Below are 21,581 nucleotides of genomic sequence, written 5' to 3'. Positions count from 1 at the left end.
CCCGGCGGGACAGCGCGGTAATCTCAGCAAGACAACATGCGCCCGACGCCGCTGGCGGGGCGCCAGACTTTTCTCAGGAGTGTGCCCATGCGGCCCTATCTCGACTTGATGCAGCGCGTGCTGGACAGCGGCATCGCCAAAGCCGACCGCACCGGCACCGGAACCTTGAGCGTATTTGGTCACCAGATGCGTTTCGATCTGGCTCAGGGGTTCCCACTGGTCACCACCAAGAAGCTGCACCTGCGCTCGATCATTCACGAACTGTTGTGGTTTCTGCGCGGCGACACCAACATCGCCTACCTTCACAATCACGGCGTCAGCATCTGGGACGAGTGGGCCGATGCCGATGGCGAGCTGGGTCCGGTTTACGGCTACCAGTGGCGTAGCTGGCCGGCGCCCAACGGCGAGTCGATCGACCAGATCGCCACCGTCGTCGATCAGATTCGTCGCAACCCCGACTCTCGTCGACACATCGTCTCGGCGTGGAACCCGGCGCTGGTCGATGACATGGCCCTGCCGCCGTGTCACGCGCTGTTCCAGTTCTACGTCGCCGAGGGCAGACTCTCCTGCCAGCTCTATCAGCGCAGTGCCGATATCTTTCTGGGTGTCCCGTTCAACATCGCAAGCTATGCGCTGCTGACGCAGATGGTGGCGCAGGTCTGCGGACTCGAACCGGGAGATTTCGTGCATACGCTGGGCGATGCGCATCTCTACGCCAATCACCTCGAGCAAGCGAAACTGCAGCTGTCGCGGGAGCCCCTGCCGCTGCCGCAGCTGCGGTTGAATCCGGCGATCGACGATCTGTTCGATTTTCGTTTTGAGGACATCGAGATCGAGGGCTATCAGTTCCATCCGGGCATCAAGGCGCCGATTGCGGTATGACTTCATCGATCAACTCCCGCTCGCTCGACACGCCGGTCGCGATGATTGCTGCGCTGTCGCGCAACAACACCATTGGGGTCGGCAATCGCCTGCCGTGGTATCTCCCCGAGGACCTCAAGCATTTCAAGCGCAAGACGCAGGGCAAGCCGCTGGTGATGGGTCGCAAGACCTTCGAGTCCATTGGCAGGGCGCTGCCGGGGCGCCTCAATGTCGTCATTACGCGTGATGCGGAGTACGCGAAAATTCCCCGCATTCGCGAGGCCGGCATCCGGGTCTGCCATTCGCTCGAGACCGCGCTCGAACTCGCCGACGGCCAGGCCTTGATCGACGGTGCGGATGAGATCATGGTCATGGGCGGTGGAGAGATCTACGCGCTGGCGCTGCCCATTGCCGACCGACTCTATCTGACCGAGGTCGACGTCGAGATCGAAGGCGACGCGCATTTTCCCGAGCTTGACCGGCAGGATTGGCAAGAGGTGGAACGGGTCGCAGGGAACGCCGAACCCGATCAGCCGGCCTACGCCTTCGTTGAGTACCGCCGCGCTGTGGGGCCCGGCGCAATCGTCTAATCTCGTGGTAAGCACTCGTCGGAGCTGAGCGACGAACCGTAAATTCGGGAGGAGCGGGTCGTGTTGACGGATCGAACACAGGCATTACTGGCCGCGATCGAACATCAGGTCGAAGCGTGCCAGGCCTCGCTGGAGGCGGAGCGAGATCGCGCTCGGGCACTGGAGGCCGAGAATCTCGCGCTCAAGGAACGACTGCTGGCGCTCGCCGAGCTCGATCCCAGCATCGCCGGTGGACACTCCCATCCCGAAGATCCGGATGGCGGGAGTCGAGCGAGAGGCTTGGGGAGCCTGGCTTTCCGGCGGCAGAAGCCTCGGCACGACGGGCGGGAAGACGAGACGCTGCGACCCACGCCACTGCAGCGTTTCACGACGTCGGGCGCGTCCAGTGCGCCATCCGACACCGTCGAGAGGGCATCGAGAGTCGACGATACGTCGCCTCTCGGTAATCTCGGCAGCGGTGAACTCGCCCAAGGCGAGGTGCCGGAGACCCCGCCGCCCGAGCCCGAGACCAGTGCCGACTCGATTTCCCCTCAGGCGCTTCTGGCCGAGTGGCATCGGCGCTACCCGCAAACCTTCTTCAAGGGCCATACGCGTCCGCTCAAGACCGGGATACACCTGGATCTGTGCGAGCGGGAACCCTGGCCGGAAAAACTCGTGCGTCGGGCGCTTGCCTGTTACGTGCATCTGCCTCGCTATCTCAAGTCGGTGCGCGAAGGCGCCAAAAGAGTTGGGCTCGACGGAGCAGATAGCGATCCTGTCACGCAGGAAGAAGCCAAACATGCCAAGCGCCAGCTCGAGGCGCTACAGAAAAAACAGAAGGCGCGTCAGAGCGAGCAAAAGGCCGACAATCTCGATCGTAAAATCGGCGAACTGCTAGCCAAGCACAGCCAGACTCCCCATTGAGACCGGTGACACGTTGGCAGGAGATCGACGTGGCGCGAGCGCGTGGTGGCTTGCATCGGGGGCGGTGGAGCGGGTTGCCGGCAGCGGGCCAGGCCCGCGCCTGACCTTCGTATGTCATTGAGTTGAAACGTATTGAGGGTAGGTTGGCAGCGCGTGTGCCTGGCGCCAGGTCGTTATGGTGGCGCTTGACGCTGTGAATCAGGCACAATCAGCGGGCAACGAAAACAGTGTTTTTTTCTTGTTGCGTTCGCGGAATCCCCGGTATATGGTTTTCCGGCGAGCATTGGACAATAACAAGGCTTCAGAGTTCCGCAGCCGTCATTCGTTCGCGTGACGATGCTGGTTGAGGATGCCGAAGCCGACTGCATTTGCAGACACGATCGAACAGTAAGCTAGTTAAAGGAACCTATCGCGATGAAAAAGACGCTCTTAGCGACTGCTATTGCTGGTGCCCTGGGCGCCTCCGCCGCAGCTCAGGCAGCGACTGTCTACAACCAGGACGGCACGCAGCTCGACATCTACGGCAACATCCAGATCGCCTACTCCGCGGTCAACGATACCGACGGCGAGTCCCGCGATGAGCTGCAGGACAACGGTTCTACCGTTGGTTTCTCTGGCCAGCACATCATCAACCCGGGCCTGACCGGCTACTTCAAGGCCGAGTTCGAGCACGACGCCGACGAAGAGAAAGTTGGCGGCGGCCTGAACGACGGCGACCAGGCTTATCTGGGTCTGAAAGGCAACTTCGGTGATGCCCGCCTCGGTTCCTGGGATCCGCTGATCGACGACTGGATCCAGGATCCGATCTCGAACAACGAATACTTCGACGTCAGCGACTCCAGCGGTGCAGCCCTCACGCGATTCACCGACGATGCTGTCTACGGCACCGACGACCGGGAAGGCGACAAGTTCCAGTACATGTCTCCGGTCTGGGGTGGCCTGCAGTTCGCCGTGGGTACCCAGTTCAAGGGTGACAACGACTCGTACACCGTTGAAAATTCCGCCGGCGACGATGTAGAACTTGACCGTGATGATAGCAACGCTTCCTTCTTCGGCGGCCTGAAGTATGCCGTTGGCGCGTTCTCCATCGCGGCCGTCTACGACGACCTCGACAACTACGACGGCGAATATACCAGCACCGGTAACAGCTTCGACGCTGGCGACCAGTACGGTGTGACCGCGCAGTACACCATCGACACGCTGCGTGTCTCCGCCAAGGTCGAGCGTTTCGACAGCGACCAGGGCGATGCCGATGCTGACTTCTACGCACTCGGCGCGCGCTACGGCTACGCATTTGCCGACAACTTCGCTGGTGACATCTACGGTGCCTACCAGTACATCGACGTTGAAGACGGTTCCGAGTTCCTCAACGGTGATGACTCCGCCAACGAAATCGTCGGCGGTGTGACTTACAACATCTCTCCGGCGATGTACACCTTCATCGAAGGTGCACTGCGTGACCGTCAGGACGACGAAGGCGACGGTGTTGCCGTCGGTGCCGTCTACAGCTTCTAAGCTGAAACGATCTGGGCGGTCACGACCGCTCCATCGAACGAAGCCGGCCCCTCGGGGCCGGCTTTTTTGTGGCTGGTCGAAACGTCGGCGGGGGAAGTGCCATGGCTTACGGTGTCGCCGATTCCTCCCTGCATCGGATCTGGAAAGCCTCACTGCACCGGCAGGGTCTAAACCTCCGGGCGATTGTGGATAGCCACTCAGGCCAGGTTTGCCTTGCGCGCAGCGAGATTTCGGACGGCATCGCCACCCCGAAGGCTGTCGCTAGAGAGCGGCGGTGGGCTGTCCCGAGATCTCAACGTGCCAGGTGGATAGGGGCGAGCCAGCCGACGCCCGATGACTGCAATCCCCTCAGCGTTCGGCGAGCCGGACGATTCGGTGGCGAAGCTCCGGGTCGAAGAGCGCTCGACTGCGCGCCTGGGCCTCGGGCAGCGCCTGGGGATAATGAAGGCGTTCATTCTTCAGCGTCAGCCAACCCTGGGCCATCAGCGTGTCGAGGATGTCACTGAATAGCCGCTTGTCGAAGAACTCAGGGGCATCGAGCCCTGCCAGTAGCGTGAGCCGCTCGGCAAGATGCCGGCCATGTTCCTCCAGCGAGTCTCGCGTCAGGGTACCGCTGGCGTGCCGCAGCAGGATGGCGACGAGCAGGTAGGCACGCTCGAGCGTGGGTTGCACCAGCTGACCGAGCAGTCGCAGGTGCTCGCTCGAGGGGAGATGCCCCGGCTGGCGGCACCACTCCCCGGTTTGGTGTTGCAACAGATCCTCGGCACCCAGCGCTGCGAGCGTTCGTTGCAGGCATTCACCGGGAGAGTCGGGGGCCGGGAAGTGCAACTCACGCGCAAGCAGCGGCCAAGCGGGTGCCAGCATCGCCTCCAGGGTGTCGAGCGTGAAGGCCGTGTTGTTGCGAAAGGCAAAAGCGATGAGGCCAATGTGCGTGAAAAGGTGCAGCGCCCCATTGCGGTACCAGGTCAAAAGGGTTGCCTGCTCCGATGAGGCCGTAATCAGTTCGCCCAGTGCCTGTGGCTGGCGGGTCACAAAACCGAGATCGACGGCATGCTCGAGCCACGCCTCCGGCTCGCCTGCCGGCAAGGTCAGGCGGTCGCTGGCCGGCACCGCCTGCTGCAGACGGACCAGCAGGGCGATGTGCTCCCTGAGCAGATCCGCCTCGAGGGTGTGATGGGGCGTGGCCAGCAGCGCCATCGCCACCAGCGAGATGGCATTGAGGCTGGCGGCGGCGTTGATCCGCTGTGCCAACGTCTCGCCGAGCGCCGGCACGATGTCGGTGAGCCATTCGGGCCGGGTCTGCTCGCGCTGTTGCTCCCAGAGAGGGGCTCTGTCATTCAAGAATGCCCTCAGCGAGAGTGGCTCGCCGACGTTGACCGTGACTCGGCCGTGAGGTTTGCGTAGATGACGCAGGGCGTGAACCAGCGCGAAAGGCGACTCTTTCTGTTTGGCCTCGCCCCTAAGCTCGCGCAGGTAGGCGTTGCTCTCGATAACCTTTTCGTAGCCGACATGGACGGGCACGAAAGCGACATCGCGCACGGGGTCGCGCAGGTAAGAGCGTAGCGTCATCGACAGCATGCCCGGGCGCGGCGAGAGCATGCGGCCCGTGCGCGATCGTCCGCCCTCGATGAAGTACTCGACGGGGTGACCGCCCTCGATCAGGCGATGCAGGTACTCGTTGAATACGCTGGCGTAGAGCCGATTGTCCTTGAAGCTGCGGCGCAGAAAGAATGCACCACCGCGGCGCAGCAGGGGGCCAACCAGCGGCATGTCCAGATTGCGTCCGGCCGCTACATGGGGCGGCATCAGCCCCTCCCGGTAGAGCACATAGGAGAGCAGCAGATAATCGATATGGCTTCGGTGACAGGGCACGTAAACGAGCGTCTTGTCGCCGGCGATCGCCTTGACGGCGTCGAGCCCATGGACATCCACGCCGTCATAGAGTCGGTTCCAGAGTCGCTTGAGAAGCTGGTAGCAGAAGCGAAGCACCGGGTACGACATGTTGGAGGCAATCTCCCGGGCGTAGCGTTCCGCTCGCCGCCGCTCTTTATCCAGCGACGTGGCGTTCGCCTGGGCCGTTTCCTGCAGCGTCTGCTGCACGGCCCGACTGCTGACAACACCGCGCACCAGCGTCCGCCGGTGGGAGAGGTCGGGGCCGAGTACGCGGGTGCGAATACGACGAAAATGGACGCGCAGGACGCGAGCGATCTTGCGGGGCAGCAGCGAGGGCGTTTCGTCGACCAGCGCACGCAGCCGAATCGGCTGGCCGAAGTGAGCCTCCAGCTGGCGACCGTTGACGACGACCGACAGCAGACGGCGCAGGCGTCCGCTCCAGGCCCAGTCATCGGCGGCGAGCATCTTCCAGAAACCGAACTCCTTGGCCGGGGCGCGGCTCCAGAACACGCTGATCGGCACCAGCTGAACATCGAGTTCGGGATGGCGCGACAGCGTCTCCAGCAGTGGCTCGAAGACGCCGGCCCGTTTAGCCCGCGCGCGCCCGCTTCGGCGCGGGTCGGGTAGCGCGATGCAGCCGGGGAGCGTGATGTCGCCGATCGTGACCGGGCAAGAGGCGTCAGGCAGGCCGAGGCGCTGGGTCAGCTGCGAGACCGCCACTTCATCGCTCAAGGCCGGGTGTGGCATGACATAGACCGTCGGCAGCTCGGCCTCGACCCTTGGCGGTTCCGGTTCGATGAGACGGAAATCGAGCCAGCCATCGAGGGCGCGGGTGGCGAGACGATAGCCGAACCGACGTCGCGTGCGTACTCTCGTCATGAACGGATATCCCTTGCAAAAACACGAGTATAGCGGCAACGCGGGCAACCGACGACGCGGCCTTCCCCCAGCGTGACAAACGTGCGTCAATCGCCGTCTCAAGGAGCGAGTCGAGTGCGATGAGCGCAACGTGGAAGTCAGACAACCGGTTCGACCTATTGCCGGAAGGGAAGCGATTCTGGCCGGCGATGCGCGAGGCGATCGCCGGTGCCCGGCGGTTTCTCTGGATCGAACTCTATCTCATGGAGTCCGGTGAGCTTGCCGCGCAGTTCATCACGGGGCTTGTCGATGCCGTCGCGCGAGGCGTAACGGTCAATCTGATGCTCGACGGTGTAGGCAGCATGGGGCTTTCGCGTGGCGATCGGCAGCGACTGCAGCAGGGGGGAGTCGAGCTACGGTTCTTCAATCCGCTGTCGGTCACGCGACTCGGCGGCAATTTGATGCGCGATCACCGAAAACTGGTGGTGGTGGACGGCGAGACTGCCTTTACCGGCGGATTCGGCGTCGTCGATGAGTTCGTTGAGGCGTGGTACGAAGTGGCCGTTCGAATTCGCGGGCCGGTCGTCACCGACTGGATGCGGCTCTTCGTTCAAGTGTGGGAGTCATCATTGACGCGGGGTGACCGTCTTCGCCAGCGGCGGTCGTCTCGACTCGAGTTGCCGACACCGCCGCCGTTGACGGCTCAGCGGCCGGCGCGCGGGCGCGTCATTGCCGGACGCGGACACCGCTATCAAGCCATCCGGCACTCGCTGCACGGGCGGATCGGCACCGCCAAGCAGAGAGTGTGGCTCTGCACGCCCTACTTCGTGCCGACCCTCAGCCTGCGGCGTCAGTTAGCGAGAGCGTCGCGTCGCGGCGTCGATGTCCGACTGCTGCTGGCGGGCTCGCGTCACGACCATCCCGGGGTGCGCTACGCCGGGCAGCGTTTCTACTCCCGGCTGCTGAAAGCGGGGGTGACCATCTACGAATTCCAGCCCAATTTCATTCACGCGAAGTTCAGCGTCGCCGACGACTGGGTCTCTCTGGGCTCCTGCAACTTCGATCACTGGAGCCTGCAGTGGAATCTAGAGGCCAACCAGGAGATCGAGGACGCTGCCTTCGCCGCCGAAGTCGTGGCGCTGTTCGAGCGTAACTTCGCCGCCAGCCGCCGCATCGACGCTGATGCCTGGGCGCGCCGTCCCTGGTATCAGCGCCTGCGGGAGTGGGGGTTCGGAACGCTCAACGCCTGGGTGACACGACTCAAGTAGTCGCGGGTGTCAGCGCTTGCCGCGCCCGCCGCGACGATTCTGACGCTTGGGCGCGCCCTTGGATGCCGGCTTGGGAGGCTCCGGCGGAATCCGAAAGTGCAGGTAGAGATCCAGCGTCAGCTCCGGAAGCTGTCCGGCGAGCGTCGTGAACTGGGAATCGTCGTCGACCATTTCGCTCATCTCCGGCTCGTCGTCGAACAGCCCGGAAAGCGCCATGAAGGGCAGCAGCAGGGCAGCGACGTGCGCTTCGTCCTGGGCGAACCAGGCGGATTCGTCCAGAAAGACGCCGAGCATGAACCCCGCGCACCAGTCTTCGATGGCGGCGGCGGTATCCCCCTCGTCGTCGAGTTCGGTATCGAAGGGCAGCTCGACCCAGTTGCCGCGCTCGAGGATCTCACCGGCGTTCGCCTTGAGCGCCTGCAACAGCTGCAGGGTCTCGTCACGCTCGGAATCGCTGTCAAAGGCGGGTTCGCCGTCGAACAGTTCCGGCACCCAGCGCTCCGGCGGGATCGGGTTGGGCGCCACGGCGAGCGCGACCAGGAAACCGTGAGCGGTGACCACGTCCGGAGCGTCTTCGCCGAGGGTTTCCGGCGACAGGGACTCGTCGAGTCGGGCCAGGGCGTCGTCGTCCAGCGGCGGCCGGCTATCGATGGCTTCGTCTGGCGTGACGGGCTCTCGGCTCTCGGACATGGGGGGCTCCATTCAAGCGGGGTTGGCTGGGGGTGAGCGCCGGCATCGAACTGGACGCCGTTATTCTCTAGCGTCATTCTATCATTCCCGCCGCGAGCGCCGCGCCCGCGATCGTTTCATGTCCTGAGGGTGGCAAGCTCGCCACTGCCGGTTGGAGTGTCATGTCTTTCTCTGCCTTGATCCCCGCACTGCCCACGAGCGACGCCGCCGAGCTGGAGGCCCTCGATGAGACGGCGCTGCGGAACTGCCTGATGGCGCGAGTTGAAGCGGCCTGGCGGTTAGCCCGAGAGGTGCATCCTGAGCTACCGCGACCGCATGTCTGGTTTGATCTCAGAGGTCGCAGCGCCGGACAGGCGCACTATGGCCGCGGTGGGCTACGCTTCAACACGGTGCTGCTGGCCGATAATCGGCGCGTCTTTTTCGATGAGATCGTCGCCCACGAGATGGCGCACTGGCTGGTCTTCCATCTCAAGGAGGGGCGGCGTGCGAGGCCGCACGGGCGGGAGTGGCAGAGAGTGATGCGTGACCTGTTCGGGGTGGCGCCGAACGTCACCCATCGTCTCGATGTCTCGCAGGCAAGCCCGCAGCCCTACCTTTATCGTTGCCACTGCGATACGAGGCACGCCTTCACGTCCCGTCGCCATGCGATGGCGCGACGCGGCTCGCGCTATGCCTGTCGTCGCTGCGGCGCGCCGCTGGTCTTCGACCGCAGGGCCGACGCTGCCGAGACGGCTTCCGCGCCCGGCTGACGCCGATTGCGACAAAGGTCTAATAGGGGGGTACCGACACCGGCGTTATATGCTGGAGAGAGAGTTAACCCAGACCGCTATCACATTGAGCCAATTAGGCTTTCAATCCGAGCGGGTACCGAAACCGAGAACGAGGGGAGGCTGGAATGAGCGATTCGAAACGCGTGTATCCCGTCGACGAGCAGGTGTCGGCGAACGCCAGTATCGATCGTGAGCGTTACGAGACGCTCTACCGCCAGTCGGTGGAGGACCCGGAAGGGTTCTGGCGTGAGCAGGCCAGGAGCCTGAGCTGGTCGCGAGAGCCGAGCCGAATCAAGAACACGTCGTTTGCCTCCGACAATGTCGACATCCGCTGGTTCGAGGATGGCGAACTCAACGTTGCCGAGAACTGCCTCGACCGTCACCTCGAGACCCGAGGCGATCAGGCGGCCATCATCTGGGAAGGTGACGACCCCGAGCAGGATAAGGTCATTACCTATCGTGAGTTGCACGCCAGGGTGTGTCAGCTCGCCAATGCGTACAAGTCGCTCGGGATCGGCAAGGGCGATACGGTGACGCTGTACATGCCGATGGTGCCCGAGGCGGCCATGGCGATGCTCGCCTGTGCCCGTATCGGCGCGGTCCATTCTGTCGTCTTCGGCGGATTCTCGCCGGATGCGCTGGCCGGCCGAATCGTCGACTCGCAGTCGCGCTTGGTCATCACTGCCGATGAATCGGTGCGCGGTGGCAAGCAGGTGCCGCTCAAGGAGAACGTCGATGCGGCACTGACGCGGGATGGCACCGATATCGTCGAGTCGGTCATCGTGCTTCGCCGCACGGGGGGCGACATCGAGTGGCAGGCGTCGCGAGATCGCTGGTTCGATGAACTGGTGGACGCGCAATCGACCGAGTGTCCTGCGGAGACGATGAACGCGGAAGACCCGCTGTTCATCCTGTATACCTCCGGTTCCACGGGCACCCCGAAGGGACTCAAACACACCTGCGGCGGCTACCTGCTCTACTCGGCGCTGACGCATCGGAGTGTTTTCGATTATCGCGATGGAGAAGTCTACTGGTGCGCGGCCGATGTCGGCTGGATCACCGGACACAGCTACATCGTCTATGGACCGCTGGCGAACGGTGCCACCACGCTGATGTTCGAAGGCGTACCGACCTACCCGGATCACGGGCGACTCGGACGCATCGTCGACAAGCACGACGTCGCCATTCTCTATACGTCGCCGACCGCCATTCGCTCGCTGATGGCACACGGTGAGCACATCATGGATGACAGTCGTCGCGAGACGCTGCGCGTTCTCGGTACGGTGGGCGAGCCGATCAATCCCGAAGCCTGGGACTGGTTCTATCGTGTCATCGGTAACTCACGCTGCCCGATCATGGACACCTGGTGGCAGACCGAAACCGGCGGGCACATGATCACGCCGCTGCCGGGAGCGACCGATCTCAAGCCCGGTTGTGCCACTAAGCCCTTTTTCGGCGTTCAGCCTGCGCTGGTCGACAACGAGGGCAAAAGACTCGAGGGCGCCACCGAGGGAAATCTGGTGATTCTCGACTCCTGGCCGGGTCAGGCGCGCTCTATCTGGAATAATCATGAACGGTTCGTGCAGACCTACTTCTCGACCTACGAGGGTGTCTACTTCACCGGGGATGGCTGTCGGCGCGACGAGGATGGCGACTACTGGATCACCGGGCGTATCGACGATGTGCTCAACGTCTCGGGGCACCGTATGGGCACCGCTGAAATCGAATCATCGCTGGTGGCGCACAGCGCCGTCGCCGAAGCGGCGGTGGTCGGTTTTCCGCACGACATCAAAGGGCAGGGCATCTACGTTTACGTCACGTTGAACGATGACGTGGAACCCACCGATGAGCTCAAACACGAACTCAAACAGTGGGTGCGCAAGGATATCGGTCCCATTGCCACGCCGGATGCCATTCAATGGGCGCCGGGACTTCCCAAGACGCGCTCGGGCAAGATCATGCGGCGTATCCTGCGGAAGATCGCCGCGAACGAGACCGACGGGCTAGGCGACACGTCGACGCTTGCCGACCCCAGTGTCGTCGAGGAGTTGATTGATAGTCGTCATCGTGATGAATGATTAATCGGAGCGAGATTGACGCGGCCTTTCGACTATTCAATTAAATGAATCGGGCAGTCTGGTCTGAGTTTCGATGACCGGTACCCCGCGTTTGACTAGGAAAGCCAGCGCTGGGTGCTACCTCAAAAGCCGGTTTATTGTGCGAGTAACTTGGGTTTTTATTCGCGCAAAAAGCCGGTTTTTTCAATGAAATATTAACGAACTTGCGCGAGCCGAGTTGAGACTTGGGAATCCGTGAGTGCATGGGGTAACATGCCATTAGCCGTGTTTTTAGCCATGTCATTTCGCGTGGCCGTTGTGGATACCATCCCGATAATACCGGAGGAGATTTAATGGCTTTCGCCCAGAAATTCATCGTCGCCGATGACCACCCACTCTTCCGGGCGGCCCTCAACCAGGCGTTGCGACAGGTCTCTCCCCAGGCGGAGATCGTCGAAGCCGATACGATGGAAGCGACCACCGAGGTCGTAACCCGTCATCCCGACGCCGATTTGATCCTGCTTGACCTGCATATGCCAGGCGCCCATGGCTTTTCCGGGCTCATCCAGTTGCGCGGGCAGATGCCGGATATCCCGGTAACCGTGGTGTCAGGCAGTGAAGAGATGGACGTCGTGCGCCGGGCTATCGACTATGGTGCCTCGGGATTCATTCCCAAGTCCGCCTCGCTGGATACGATCGCCGAGGCGATCGGCGAAGTCTTGCAGGGCGAAGTCTGGTTGCCGCCGGCAATGGCCGACGCCATGGGCGACGGTAACGAAGAGGATGCCCGTTTCGCCGAGGCGATCGCCTCGCTGACCCCCCAGCAGTTTCGGGTGCTCAACATGCTGACCGAGGGACTGCTCAACAAGCAGATCGCCTACGAGCTGAACGTCTCTGAAGCGACCATCAAGGCTCACGTCACGGCGATCTTGAGAAAGCTTGGTGTGCACTCCCGCACCCAGGCCGTGATCGCGGCGCAGAAACTCGAGATCGACCCCCCCAAAGTCGCGAACGATTAAAGCGTATCGCAGGGGCCGCATGGGCCCGAATGGGGAAGGCAACCCAGAAAAGCGTATCGCCTGGATACGCTTTTTTTGTGGCTATAAAGGGCGGAAGAGGCACGCCGTCTTGGATGGCTTCCGTCGATGGAATAGGGAGCCCTCGCTCCCCTTCGGTCAACGCGCGTGCGCGACTTGCCGCGCACGCTGCACGCGTCGCGCCAGCAATACCATCTCGAGGCAGCCAAACAGCATCAGGGCATAGCCCGACATCTCGGTGATCTCCTCGGCAGCGTCCTTGACGACCCGCAGATAGTCCTCCCGCATCAGCGCATGCCAGAGTTCACTGCGTCCGTAGAGTCGCGAGAAGAGGTAGGTGATGAGAAAACCGCCGGCGAACAGACCGAAACCGAGGCTGTCTGTCAGCTGTCGAAGCTCGCTCAAGAGCTGTTGGCGTCGAACGATCGCGATGACCAGTGCCGGCAGTGTGACCAGCGTTACCAGTACCTGCCAGGAACCGTCGAACACGTAGGTGTCCAGCCACATATCGTTTTCACGAATGAACGAGGCGAAGAACAGTCCCCCGAGTAGCAGCGCCGCTGTCGGGAACATTCTTTGACACTGGCGCATGTAAACCATGAGCAGCGATGCCGAAAGCAACAGCAGCGCCTGCGTGATCTCGGTGAACGACACTTCGCTGAAATCGGGGCCACCCGCACGACAGGCATCGATGACGAGCGCCGCCTGGGCCAGTGCGGCCAGCGCAAGAATATAGAGCACGGCACGAATCGACATGGATCGAAACGTGATCGGTTGGGGGGAGGGCGCAGCAGACACGGTCGACTCTCGAGTTGAATGATAGTCCGCTAATAATATCACCTGTGCCAGCCTCGAGAAATGTATCTTAAGTTTTTTTAAGGTTGGATCGACGCGTTGAGCGGCACCGACGTCGAGATTGATTTTCCAGAATTCCAGTGGGCGTCACTCTCCACTCTCTCAAGGGTCAAATACGACACGCTGAATAGGGAAATACGACACGTCGCGCCGAGAGGGCGGGACAAAGTGCGCTCAGCTTGCGGCTGGCCAAGGTTGTTCAATCATCGCCATCGAAGGCCTCGCTCGCTGCCGAGGCAGTGGCGAGGGTCGATCGCCGCGCTTCCTCGACCAGCCAGTCATGAATCGCGCGGATGCGGCGGTCGTCGAGAGCGCCCTGCTGATAGACCAGACCATAGCGTTTGCCGGTGGTCACGGTACCGTCGAACGGCGCGATAAGGCGGCCGCTCTCGAGTTCGTTGCCGATCAGCGTGCGCCGGGCGATCGCGACGCCCATGCCGGCGATGGCGGCCTCGACGGTTAGCTGATTGCGATTGAAGGTATAGCCGCGGCGCACGTTGACGCCCTCACCGCCGATCGCCGCCAGATAGTGCTCCCATTCGGCGTAATCGTGGCTGCCGCGCCAGGCGGTAACATCATGCAGTAGCGGATAATAGCCGAGCACATTGGGGTGGGTGAGGGGCGGGCGCCGGCGGAGCAACTGTGGCGAGCAGACCGCAAAGATCTGCTCGTCGATCAGAGGGGTCGTCTGCAAGCCTGGATAGTGGCCATCGTTGAGGTCGATCGCCAGATCGAAACCGCCGTCGAGTAGCGACAGGTTACTGTCCTCGGCGCTGGCGTGCAGCTCGATATCCGGGAAGCGCGCTTGCAGTCGTGGCAGCCGTGGCATCAGCCACTTGGCAAGAAACGACGGCAGGCAGCGTAGTCGCATCACGCCGCTCATCACCCCGCCGCGGAGCCGATCGACCTCCAGCCCCACCGCATCGTAGGCCTGTGACACCACCCCGGCGAGGCGTTCGCCCTCCTCGGTGAGCGCCAGCTGCCTCGGCAGCCGTCGAAAGAGGCGAAACCCGAGTCGATCCTCCAGCTGCTTGATCTGCTGGCTCACCGCGCCGGTGGTGACGTGCAGTTCCTCCGCCGCGCGGGTGAAGGAGAGGTGCTTGGCACTGACGGCGAAGACCTTGAGCCAGGCGTGCGTCTGAGAATTGAGCGGGGTCAGCATGGTTTAGTCAGGCTAAAACGCTTGGCAGATTTAGTGGATTGAGACCGGTGTAACCGGCGGGCACACTGAAGTCAAACTACATTTTGGCCCACTCGCCCGGACGCTAACGCCATCGTCGATCCCCGGAGGAAACACCGGAATTCGAGGAGGCAGACGGTGCCAGCGCGATGCGGCGAAAGGAGAGCGTCATGACCCTCAGCGTGTTCGACCTGTTCAAGATCGGTATCGGCCCTTCGAGCTCCCATACGGTCGGCCCGATGCAGGCGGCCTTCGAGTTCGTCGAGGCGCTGCACGCGCGTTCGCTGCTGGACGTGGTCGATCGTCTCTCGATCACGCTCTACGGCTCGCTCAGTGCCACCGGCAAGGGACACAATACGGACAGCGCGGTGCTTGGCGGTTTGATGGGGGAGCGCCCCATCTCGGTCGACCCGGACGATCTGGCGCTAAAGCTTGCCGCCCTCGAGCGTGACGGCGAGCTGAAGCTGGGGGGCGTGCGCAGCGTTGCCTTCGACAGCGCGCGGGACATCCACTGGTGCGACGAGATCCTCGATTACCACACCAACGCGATGCGTCTCGAGGCGTTCGACGCCAGCGGTAGTCTCTTTAGCAACATCTATTACTCGGTGGGCGGCGGCTTCGTCGTCGATGCGGAGCAGGCGGCACATCAGGAGCCGGCGACGCCGACGGTGACGCTGCCCTATGCCTTCAAGACCGGCGCCGAGCTGTTGGTGATCTGCCGGCGCGAGTCAATGTCGATCAGTGATGTCATGCTCGCCAACGAGAGCGTCTGGCGCAGCGAAGCCGAAACTCGCGACCGGCTATGGCGCATCTGGCTGGCCATGAAGGCCTGCGTCGACAGCGGTCTTGACCAGCCGGGTGTACTGCCGGGTGGGCTCAACGTGCGCCGCCGGGCGCCGTCACTGCATCGCCACCTCATGGCGCTGGACGACAAGAAGGGGCTCATCGCCAGCACCTTTTCGGCGATGGACTGGGTCAACCTCTTCGCCCTGGCGGTCAACGAGGAAAATGCCGCCGGTCGGCGAATGGTCACCGCGCCCACCAATGGCGCGGCGGGCATTGTGCCCGCCGTGCTCCACTACTACATGAAGTTCGAGCCCGAGGCCTGTGAACGCGACGTGGTGCGTTTTCTGCTGGCGGCGGGGGCGATCGGTATTCTCTGCAAGACCAATGCCTCCATCTCCGGGGCGGAAGTGGGCTGTCAGGGCGAGGTGGGCTCCGCCTGCGCCATGGCGGCGGCAGGGCTGGCTGAGCTGCTGGGCGGCACGCCGGAACAGGTCGCCAATGCCGCCGAGATCGGCCTCGAACACAATCTGGGACTGACCTGTGACCCTGTGGCGGGGCTGGTGCAGGTACCCTGCATCGAGCGCAATGCCATTGCGGCGGTCAAGGCGATCAATGCCGCCCAGATGGCATTGCGGGGTGACGGCGAGCATTTCATTTCGCTGGACAAGGTGATTCGGACGATGCGAGATACCGGCCGCGACATGCAGGACAAGTACAAGGAGACGTCGCGGGGCGGGCTGGCGGTGAACACCATCGAGTGCTGAAGCGAGTCGGCGCCATTCGGTAGCGTCTGAGTACGGACGCCCAAACACGTATGAGGCCCAACGACCATAATCGCGAATAACGACAAGGGCTCGCCGCTATGCCAATATCGCTGCTCTCTATCGGGTGTCGGCCGGATCGGTGTCCGTAAAAGATGATAAAGGCAAGGGGATATGAGCCAAGATAGCTGCATTACTCGTCACTTTGAGCACTACCGGACACTTTCCAAGAACGATGAAACGCTGCTGGCCAGTCTCGAGCAGAGCCCAAGCAAGGTTCGGGCCGATCAGATTCTATGGCAGGAAGGCGACTCTGCGCGCGAGTTCTGCACACTGAGCCGGGGCTGGGCCTATTCGTTTCGTCACATGGAAGACGGCTCGCGTCAGATCCTCGAAATCTACCTGCCCGGCGACATCATCGGCCTGCGCGAGTTCGCCTTCAAGGAGCGACTCGCCGGTGTCGCCATGCTCGAGGATGGCGTCGTCTGTCACTTTCCCCATCGCCGACTGCTCAACGTGTTTCGCGAGTCGCTGACGCTATCGGCGATCTTCTTCGCCATCTCGTCACATCAGCAGGCGTTGCTCACCGAGCGGCTGGTCAATCTGGCCCGGCGGAGTGCGCGCCAGCGTCTGGCACATCTCATCTACGAGATGTACGTGCGGCTCGAACGCACGCGAGCCCGTGACGGCAACAGCATTCGTCTGCCGCTGTCGCAACAGCATCTCGGTGATGCGCTCGGGCTCTCGTCGGTGCATGTCAGTCGAACGCTGACGACCTTTCGAGAAGAGGGGCTGATCTTGCGTGCCCGTCAGCGTATCGAGCTGCCGGACCCCGCTGCGCTGGCGCGCGAGGCAGAGTTCGCGGATGCCTATCTCAACGACGGTATCGCCCACTTCTTCACGACCGAACGCGATAGCTGATCCCCTTCCCGCATCCTTCCCCTTGCCGGTATGACTTTCTCGCCAGCGGCTCACTCGCTTAGCCGCTGGGCGAGAAAATCGACCAGCAGTCGAATTTTCGACGAGAGCTGACGGTGGCGGGGGTAGACCGCCCACACCGCCGTATCGGTGAACTGGTAGCGGTCGAGCACCGAGACCAGGTCGCCGCGGGCCAGCGCCTCATCCGCGTAGTAGTCAGGCAGCTGTGCCAGCCCCAGCCCCTTGCGCGCGGCATCCAGCAGTGCCGGCCCGGAATTGCCTCGCCAGTTGCCCGAGACCTTGATCTCGCGTCGCCGGCCGTCCACCTGAAATAGCCAGCTATCCCGCGAGCCCACCAGGCAGTTGTGGTGAGCGAGCTCCGACAGGCTGTGTGGCGCGGGCATGCGCTGGAAATACGCCGGTGAGCCCACCACGTATTCTCGCCGGTCGCACAGTCGACGGGCCAGCAGGCTCGAATCCTTGAGTACCCCCATGCGGATGGCAACGTCGAAGCCTTCATCGATCAGCTCAACCGTGCGATTGGTGAAGTGCAGGTGGACGTCCAGCTGCGGATAGCGGCAGTGGAAGTCGTTGACCAGCGGGGCGATGAAGCGCTCGCCAAAGGTCGTCGCGCAGCTCAGCGCTAGCCTGCCCTGGGGCTGGGTCTGCAGGGCGTTGAGTGCATCCTCCGCTTCGCGAAAACCGTCCAGCAGCGCGCGGCAGTGCTCGAAGTAGATCGCGCCACCGTCGGTGAGTCGTATCTGACGGGTCGTCCGGTAGAGCAGCGGCGTGCCCAGCTGCTGTTCGAGCTGACTCACCTGGCGACTGACATGAGAACTCGACACCTTGAGTGAAGCGGCAGCGCGAGAAAACGTGCCCAGTCGAACGACCGCCACAAAGGCTTCGATTCCATCCCAGCGTGACATGACCTCTCCCCGTTCCCTCAATGCAATTGGACACGCCAACGGCATGTTCGATCGCTGATTATTGCACATCAGCAACAATCATCTGTCATTCGCCAGGTTTATTGCCAGGCAACTAAGGCCTAGACTGATTGCGATACAGTCGCGTCGCCAACTCGGTGCCAGCGACCCGGACAAGAAAGGAGACCAGATCATGAAATCCCGTGCTGCCGTAGCCTGGGAAGCGGGCAAACCGCTGACCCTGGAAGAGATTGACGTCGAGGGCCCGAAAGCCGGCGAAGCGCTGGTGCGCATGGTCGCGACCAGTGTCTGTCACACCGATGCCTACACGCTTTCCGGCAAAGACCCGGAAGGGCTCTTCCCCTCGATTCTGGGCCATGAAGGCGCCGGCATCGTCGAGGAAGTCGGTGAAGGTGTGGAAGGCCTCAAGCCCGGCGATCATGTGATTCCGCTTTACACCGCCGAGTGCGGCAAGTGCAAATTCTGCCTCTCCGGCAAGACCAACCTCTGCAGCGCGGTGCGCGCGACCCAGGGCAAGGGCCTGATGCCGGATGGCACGACCCGTTTCTCCAAAGACGGTACGTCGCTGCACCACTACATGGGGACCTCGACCTTCTCCGAGTACACCGTGGTGCCGGAAGTGTCGCTGGCCAAGGTCTCCAAGGAGGCGCCGCTCGACAAAATCTGCCTGCTGGGCTGCGGTGTCACCACCGGCATCGGCGCGGTGCTCAACACCGCCAAGGTCGAGCCGGGTGCGACCATCGCCGTCTTCGGCCTCGGGGCGATCGGCCTGGCGGTGATCCAGGGCGCGCAGATGGCCAAGGCCTCGCGCATCATCGCCATTGACGTCAATCCGGACAAGTTCGAGATGGCACGCCAGTTCGGGGCCACCGAGTTCGTCAATCCGAAGGATTACAGCGACCCGATCCAGCAGGTAATCGTCGATCTGACCGATGGCGGCGTCGACTACTCGTTCGAGTGCATCGGCAACGTCAACGTCATGCGTTCGGCGCTGGAGTGCTGCCACAAAGGGTGGGGCGAGTCGATCGTCATCGGTGTTGCCGGTGCCGGCGAAGAGATTTCGACCCGACCGTTCCAGCTGGTGACCGGACGCGTCTGGAAAGGCTCTGCCTTCGGTGGCGTCAAGGGCCGCAGCGAGCTGCCGGACTACGTCCAGCGCTACATGGACGGCGAGCTGATGATCGACGAGTTCGTGACTCACGACATGAAGTTCGAACAGATCAACGAAGCGTTCGATCTGCTGCATGCGGGCAAGAGTATCCGGACCGTACTGCACTTTTAATACGAGCCCGACGCTGCTTGGCGCTTGATACGAGCCCGACGCCGCTCGGCGCTTGACGAGCCCAAAGCCGCTCGAACTGCCGAGGGACGTCGGGGGCGTGTGAATGCGGACCACGACGCGCCGGTAACGGCGCTAACCGCGGTAACAGGCGCCCCACAGCGCTTGTCGTTGACTGCGCGGCAGGGCAGTCAGGGACGCGGCGCGCGGCCAACGCGGCCCCGGTGTGCCGTCATGCACGCCGGGGCGCACGAGGAGAGGAGAATCGCATGTCGATGAGCGAACAGCTGGAGCTGGTCTCGGCCACGAAGAGCTACGGTGGCTGGGTCAAGCGCTATAAGCACTACTCGCGGGCGCTGGACTGCGACATGATCTTTGCGATCTATCTGCCGCCGCAGGCGGAAGAGGAGCGGGTGCCGCTGATGTGGTGGCTCTCCGGGCTTACCTGCAATGACGAGAACTTCATGCAGAAGTCCGGCGCGCAGCGCACCGCTGCCGAGCTAGGCATCGCTATCGTCTGTCCGGACACCAGCCCCCGCGGCCTGGACCTGCCGGGTGAACACGACAGCTATGACTTCGGCTCCGGGGCGGGGTTCTATCTCAACGCCAAGGTCGAGCCGTGGTCGCGGCACTACCGCATGTACGACTACGTGACCGAGGAGCTGCCCTCGGTGGTGCGGCTGCACTTCCCGGTCAACGGTCGCGAGTCGATCAGCGGGCACTCCATGGGCGGCCACGGTGCGTTGGTGCTGGCGCTGCGTCAGCCCGGTCGCTACGCCGCAGTGTCGGCGTTCGCGCCGATCGTCAACCCAACCCAGGTGCCCTGGGGGCAGAAGGCATTCGAGAACTATCTCGGTGACGACGTCGGCCTGCGGACCCAGTACGACGCCTGCGAGCTGGTGGCACGCGGCTCTTCCCGCCAGCCACTGTTCATCGACCAGGGAGAAGCAGACAACTTCCTGGACGAGCAGCTCAAGCCGGAGCGTCTGGAAGCGGTCTGTGAAGAGCACGATCATCCGCTGACGCTGCGTCGTCATCCGGGCTACGATCACAGCTACTTCTTCATCGCCAGCTTCATCGATGAGCATCTGCGCTATCACGCCGAGCGGCTTCGCGCCTGAGCCTGATGCCCGGGCTCGATGACAGGCCCCGACGCCCGAGTCTGACTCGGGTGCGATCCCCCCCATAAAAAANNTTTTTTATGGGGGGGTGATCGCGGGTCGCTTGCCAATGAGGGCCGCCGAGATGCCTGGCACGAGACGGCCGCGGCCGCCGCGTCCCCCCTCCCATCAGGAAGCCGGCCGGTGGGTTGCGCGCATTTGGTGTCACCTCGTGCACGGAGAGTGTCGCTTGGTGGCAAGCCGACGTCGGACATTGCGTCATAGTAGCGGTCAGTCCGTGTCGTCGACTCCCTCGTTCCATCGGTTGTCGCCGTCACGCTCTCCCGACGACCGACCGAGGTTCTTTCGATGCTACGACGCCAGACCGTTGTCCACACACTCGCCGCCGCAACGCTGATGGCGGCGAGTAGCGCTCACGCCGATCTCGACACCGTGCGCTTCGGCGTCTCGCCGTGGCCTGGCGTCACCGTCAAGACCGAAGTCGCTGCCCAGCTGCTCGAAGCGATGGGCTATGAGACGCATCAGGACGAACTCGCCGTCGGCGTGATCATGAATGGTCTGGTCAACGATCAGCTCGATGTGTATCTCGGTAACTGGTATCCGGTCCAGGCAACGATGACCGATCCGCGTCTTGCCGATGGCTCGCTTGCCCATCCCGCGAAGAACATCAGCAACGCCAACTCCGGTCTGGTGGTTCCCGGATACGTTCATGAAGCCGGGGTCGAGAGCGTTGCCGACCTCGTCCGCTACCGGGATCGCTTCCATGGGGAGATTCAGGGGATCGAGGCGGGGACCGGCATCAACGACGCCATTCTCGCGGCCATCGAGGCCGACAAGGCTGGGCTCGGGGACTGGCAGCTCAAGGAGAGCTCCACCGCCGCGATGCTCGCCTACGCCGATCAGAAGATCGATGCCGAAGAGTGGGTGACGTTTGTCGGCTGGGAACCGCACTGGATGAACGTCAACTACGACCTCTACTACCTGAAGGACAGCGACGAGAGTGGCGTGGCCGATATCCTGAGTACGGTGTGGACGCTGGTGCCGGGCTCGCTGGAGCGCGACGATCCGAACCTCTATCGGTTCCTATCCCAGTTCACGGTCGATATCGAGGACCAGAATGACTGGGTCTATCAGTATAGCCACGAGGAGCGTCCGGCAGAGGCGGTCGCCAGCGAGTGGATTCGGGCCCACGGCGATACCGTCGCCACGTGGCTCGACGGCGTGACGAGTACCGATGGCGCGCCGGCGATCGATGCGGTTCGTGCGCAAAGCGACACCTGACCGCGGGCGCCACG

Annotated in this window: 18 protein-coding genes; 13 read left to right on the top strand and 5 right to left on the bottom strand. The window is 62.8% G+C overall.

Annotation, left to right across the window (positions count from 1 at the left end):
- Window positions 1-87 precede the first annotated feature (87 nt).
- From DOM41_RS10720 to DOM41_RS10705, 4 genes are all read left to right on the top strand, one after another.
- Window positions 88-882, top strand: coding sequence for a thymidylate synthase (locus DOM41_RS10720; protein ID WP_110686855.1), 795 nt, complete (start codon window positions 88-90; stop codon window positions 880-882).
- Between the two features lie 41 nt (window positions 883-923).
- Window positions 924-1,451 carry a dihydrofolate reductase gene (locus DOM41_RS10715; RefSeq protein ID WP_425353270.1) on the top strand — a complete coding sequence of 176 codons (528 nt, stop codon included), beginning with the start codon at window positions 924-926 and terminating at the stop codon, window positions 1,449-1,451.
- A 60-nt stretch (window positions 1,452-1,511) separates the two neighbouring features.
- Entirely contained in the window at window positions 1,512-2,354 is an 843-nt protein-coding gene (locus tag DOM41_RS10710; RefSeq protein ID WP_245391811.1) for a ProQ/FINO family protein, read from the top strand.
- Window positions 2,355-2,768: 414 nt separating this feature from the next.
- Window positions 2,769-3,869, top strand: a complete 1,101-nt coding sequence (locus DOM41_RS10705; protein WP_110686853.1) for a porin — start codon at window positions 2,769-2,771, stop codon at window positions 3,867-3,869.
- A gap of 348 nt (window positions 3,870-4,217) precedes the next feature.
- Here DOM41_RS10705 and plsB read toward each other — a convergent pair whose 3' ends face one another.
- Window positions 4,218-6,641 (bottom strand): glycerol-3-phosphate 1-O-acyltransferase PlsB, encoded by a 2,424-nt coding sequence (gene plsB, locus DOM41_RS10700; RefSeq protein ID WP_110686852.1) that lies wholly within the window; start codon window positions 6,639-6,641, stop codon window positions 4,218-4,220.
- Between the two features lie 119 nt (window positions 6,642-6,760).
- Here plsB and DOM41_RS10695 point away from each other — a divergent pair, with 119 nt between their 5' ends.
- Entirely contained in the window at window positions 6,761-7,888 is a 1,128-nt protein-coding gene (locus DOM41_RS10695; RefSeq protein WP_110686851.1) for a phospholipase D-like domain-containing protein, read from the top strand.
- Between the two features lie 9 nt (window positions 7,889-7,897).
- Here DOM41_RS10695 and DOM41_RS10690 read toward each other — a convergent pair whose 3' ends face one another.
- Window positions 7,898-8,578 (bottom strand): YecA/YgfB family protein, encoded by a 681-nt coding sequence (locus tag DOM41_RS10690; protein ID WP_110686850.1) that lies wholly within the window; start codon window positions 8,576-8,578, stop codon window positions 7,898-7,900.
- Window positions 8,579-8,739: 161 nt separating this feature from the next.
- Here DOM41_RS10690 and DOM41_RS10685 point away from each other — a divergent pair, with 161 nt between their 5' ends.
- The 3 genes from DOM41_RS10685 (at window position 8,740) to DOM41_RS10675 (ending at window position 12,424) form a co-directional block, all read left to right on the top strand.
- Window positions 8,740-9,327, top strand: a complete 588-nt coding sequence (locus tag DOM41_RS10685) for a SprT family zinc-dependent metalloprotease (protein ID WP_110686849.1) — start codon at window positions 8,740-8,742, stop codon at window positions 9,325-9,327.
- Between the two features lie 146 nt (window positions 9,328-9,473).
- The gene (acs, locus tag DOM41_RS10680) at window positions 9,474-11,426 is read left to right on the top strand and encodes an acetate--CoA ligase (protein ID WP_110686848.1); all 1,953 of its coding nucleotides are present in this window, start codon (window positions 9,474-9,476) and stop codon (window positions 11,424-11,426) included.
- A 332-nt stretch (window positions 11,427-11,758) separates the two neighbouring features.
- Window positions 11,759-12,424, top strand: a complete 666-nt coding sequence (locus tag DOM41_RS10675; RefSeq protein WP_110686847.1) for a response regulator — start codon at window positions 11,759-11,761, stop codon at window positions 12,422-12,424.
- A 156-nt stretch (window positions 12,425-12,580) separates the two neighbouring features.
- On the opposite strand, the gene DOM41_RS10670 is transcribed toward DOM41_RS10675, so the two are convergent.
- Both DOM41_RS10670 and DOM41_RS10665 read right to left on the bottom strand, forming a co-directional pair.
- Window positions 12,581-13,198 (bottom strand): hypothetical protein, encoded by a 618-nt coding sequence (locus tag DOM41_RS10670; RefSeq protein ID WP_110686846.1) that lies wholly within the window; start codon window positions 13,196-13,198, stop codon window positions 12,581-12,583.
- A 298-nt stretch (window positions 13,199-13,496) separates the two neighbouring features.
- Complete coding sequence (locus DOM41_RS10665) at window positions 13,497-14,459, bottom strand: LysR substrate-binding domain-containing protein (protein WP_110686845.1); 963 nt, start codon at window positions 14,457-14,459, stop codon at window positions 13,497-13,499.
- A gap of 188 nt (window positions 14,460-14,647) precedes the next feature.
- Between DOM41_RS10665 and DOM41_RS10660 the strand changes: the two genes are divergently transcribed.
- Together DOM41_RS10660 and DOM41_RS10655 are read left to right on the top strand one after the other, a co-directional pair.
- Window positions 14,648-16,027 (top strand): L-serine ammonia-lyase, encoded by a 1,380-nt coding sequence (locus tag DOM41_RS10660; protein ID WP_110686844.1) that lies wholly within the window; start codon window positions 14,648-14,650, stop codon window positions 16,025-16,027.
- A 171-nt stretch (window positions 16,028-16,198) separates the two neighbouring features.
- Window positions 16,199-16,945, top strand: coding sequence for a Crp/Fnr family transcriptional regulator (locus DOM41_RS10655; protein ID WP_110686843.1), 747 nt, complete (start codon window positions 16,199-16,201; stop codon window positions 16,943-16,945).
- Between the two features lie 50 nt (window positions 16,946-16,995).
- On the opposite strand, the gene DOM41_RS10650 is transcribed toward DOM41_RS10655, so the two are convergent.
- Window positions 16,996-17,868: a LysR substrate-binding domain-containing protein gene (locus DOM41_RS10650; protein ID WP_110686842.1), complete on the bottom strand. Its 873-nt coding sequence runs from the start codon at window positions 17,866-17,868 to the stop codon at window positions 16,996-16,998.
- 190 nt (window positions 17,869-18,058) lie between these two features.
- Between DOM41_RS10650 and DOM41_RS10645 the strand changes: the two genes are divergently transcribed.
- From DOM41_RS10645 to DOM41_RS10635, 3 genes are all read left to right on the top strand, one after another.
- Window positions 18,059-19,168, top strand: a complete 1,110-nt coding sequence (locus tag DOM41_RS10645) for an S-(hydroxymethyl)glutathione dehydrogenase/class III alcohol dehydrogenase (RefSeq protein ID WP_110686841.1) — start codon at window positions 18,059-18,061, stop codon at window positions 19,166-19,168.
- Between the two features lie 266 nt (window positions 19,169-19,434).
- Window positions 19,435-20,286: an S-formylglutathione hydrolase gene (gene fghA, locus DOM41_RS10640; RefSeq protein ID WP_110686840.1), complete on the top strand. Its 852-nt coding sequence runs from the start codon at window positions 19,435-19,437 to the stop codon at window positions 20,284-20,286.
- Window positions 20,287-20,634: 348 nt separating this feature from the next.
- Complete coding sequence (locus DOM41_RS10635; protein ID WP_110686839.1) at window positions 20,635-21,567, top strand: ABC transporter substrate-binding protein; 933 nt, start codon at window positions 20,635-20,637, stop codon at window positions 21,565-21,567.
- The last annotated feature ends 14 nt before the right edge of the window (window positions 21,568-21,581 follow it).

The sequence above is a fragment of the Salinicola aestuarinus genome (assembly GCF_003206645.1).
Lineage (GTDB): Bacteria > Pseudomonadota > Gammaproteobacteria > Pseudomonadales > Halomonadaceae > Salinicola > Salinicola aestuarinus.
This window is presented reverse-complemented; position numbering and strand designations above follow the sequence as displayed.

Coding starts and splice junctions, on each gene's coding strand:
- DOM41_RS10695 (WP_110686851.1), top strand. CDS start 6,761: ATGAGCGCAACGTGGAAGTCAGACAACCGGTTCGACCTATTGCCGGAA.
- DOM41_RS10670 (WP_110686846.1), bottom strand. CDS start 13,198: ATGTCGATTCGTGCCGTGCTCTATATTCTTGCGCTGGCCGCACTGGCC.
- plsB (WP_110686852.1), bottom strand. CDS start 6,641: ATGACGAGAGTACGCACGCGACGTCGGTTCGGCTATCGTCTCGCCACC.
- DOM41_RS10645 (WP_110686841.1), top strand. CDS start 18,059: ATGAAATCCCGTGCTGCCGTAGCCTGGGAAGCGGGCAAACCGCTGACC.
- DOM41_RS10720 (WP_110686855.1), top strand. CDS start 88: ATGCGGCCCTATCTCGACTTGATGCAGCGCGTGCTGGACAGCGGCATC.
- DOM41_RS10715 (WP_425353270.1), top strand. CDS start 924: ATGATTGCTGCGCTGTCGCGCAACAACACCATTGGGGTCGGCAATCGC.
- DOM41_RS10650 (WP_110686842.1), bottom strand. CDS start 17,868: ATGTCACGCTGGGATGGAATCGAAGCCTTTGTGGCGGTCGTTCGACTG.
- acs (WP_110686848.1), top strand. CDS start 9,474: ATGAGCGATTCGAAACGCGTGTATCCCGTCGACGAGCAGGTGTCGGCG.
- DOM41_RS10685 (WP_110686849.1), top strand. CDS start 8,740: ATGTCTTTCTCTGCCTTGATCCCCGCACTGCCCACGAGCGACGCCGCC.
- DOM41_RS10635 (WP_110686839.1), top strand. CDS start 20,635: ATGCTACGACGCCAGACCGTTGTCCACACACTCGCCGCCGCAACGCTG.
- DOM41_RS10655 (WP_110686843.1), top strand. CDS start 16,199: ATGAGCCAAGATAGCTGCATTACTCGTCACTTTGAGCACTACCGGACA.
- DOM41_RS10705 (WP_110686853.1), top strand. CDS start 2,769: ATGAAAAAGACGCTCTTAGCGACTGCTATTGCTGGTGCCCTGGGCGCC.
- DOM41_RS10690 (WP_110686850.1), bottom strand. CDS start 8,578: ATGTCCGAGAGCCGAGAGCCCGTCACGCCAGACGAAGCCATCGATAGC.
- DOM41_RS10665 (WP_110686845.1), bottom strand. CDS start 14,459: ATGCTGACCCCGCTCAATTCTCAGACGCACGCCTGGCTCAAGGTCTTC.
- DOM41_RS10660 (WP_110686844.1), top strand. CDS start 14,648: ATGACCCTCAGCGTGTTCGACCTGTTCAAGATCGGTATCGGCCCTTCG.
- fghA (WP_110686840.1), top strand. CDS start 19,435: ATGTCGATGAGCGAACAGCTGGAGCTGGTCTCGGCCACGAAGAGCTAC.
- DOM41_RS10675 (WP_110686847.1), top strand. CDS start 11,759: ATGGCTTTCGCCCAGAAATTCATCGTCGCCGATGACCACCCACTCTTC.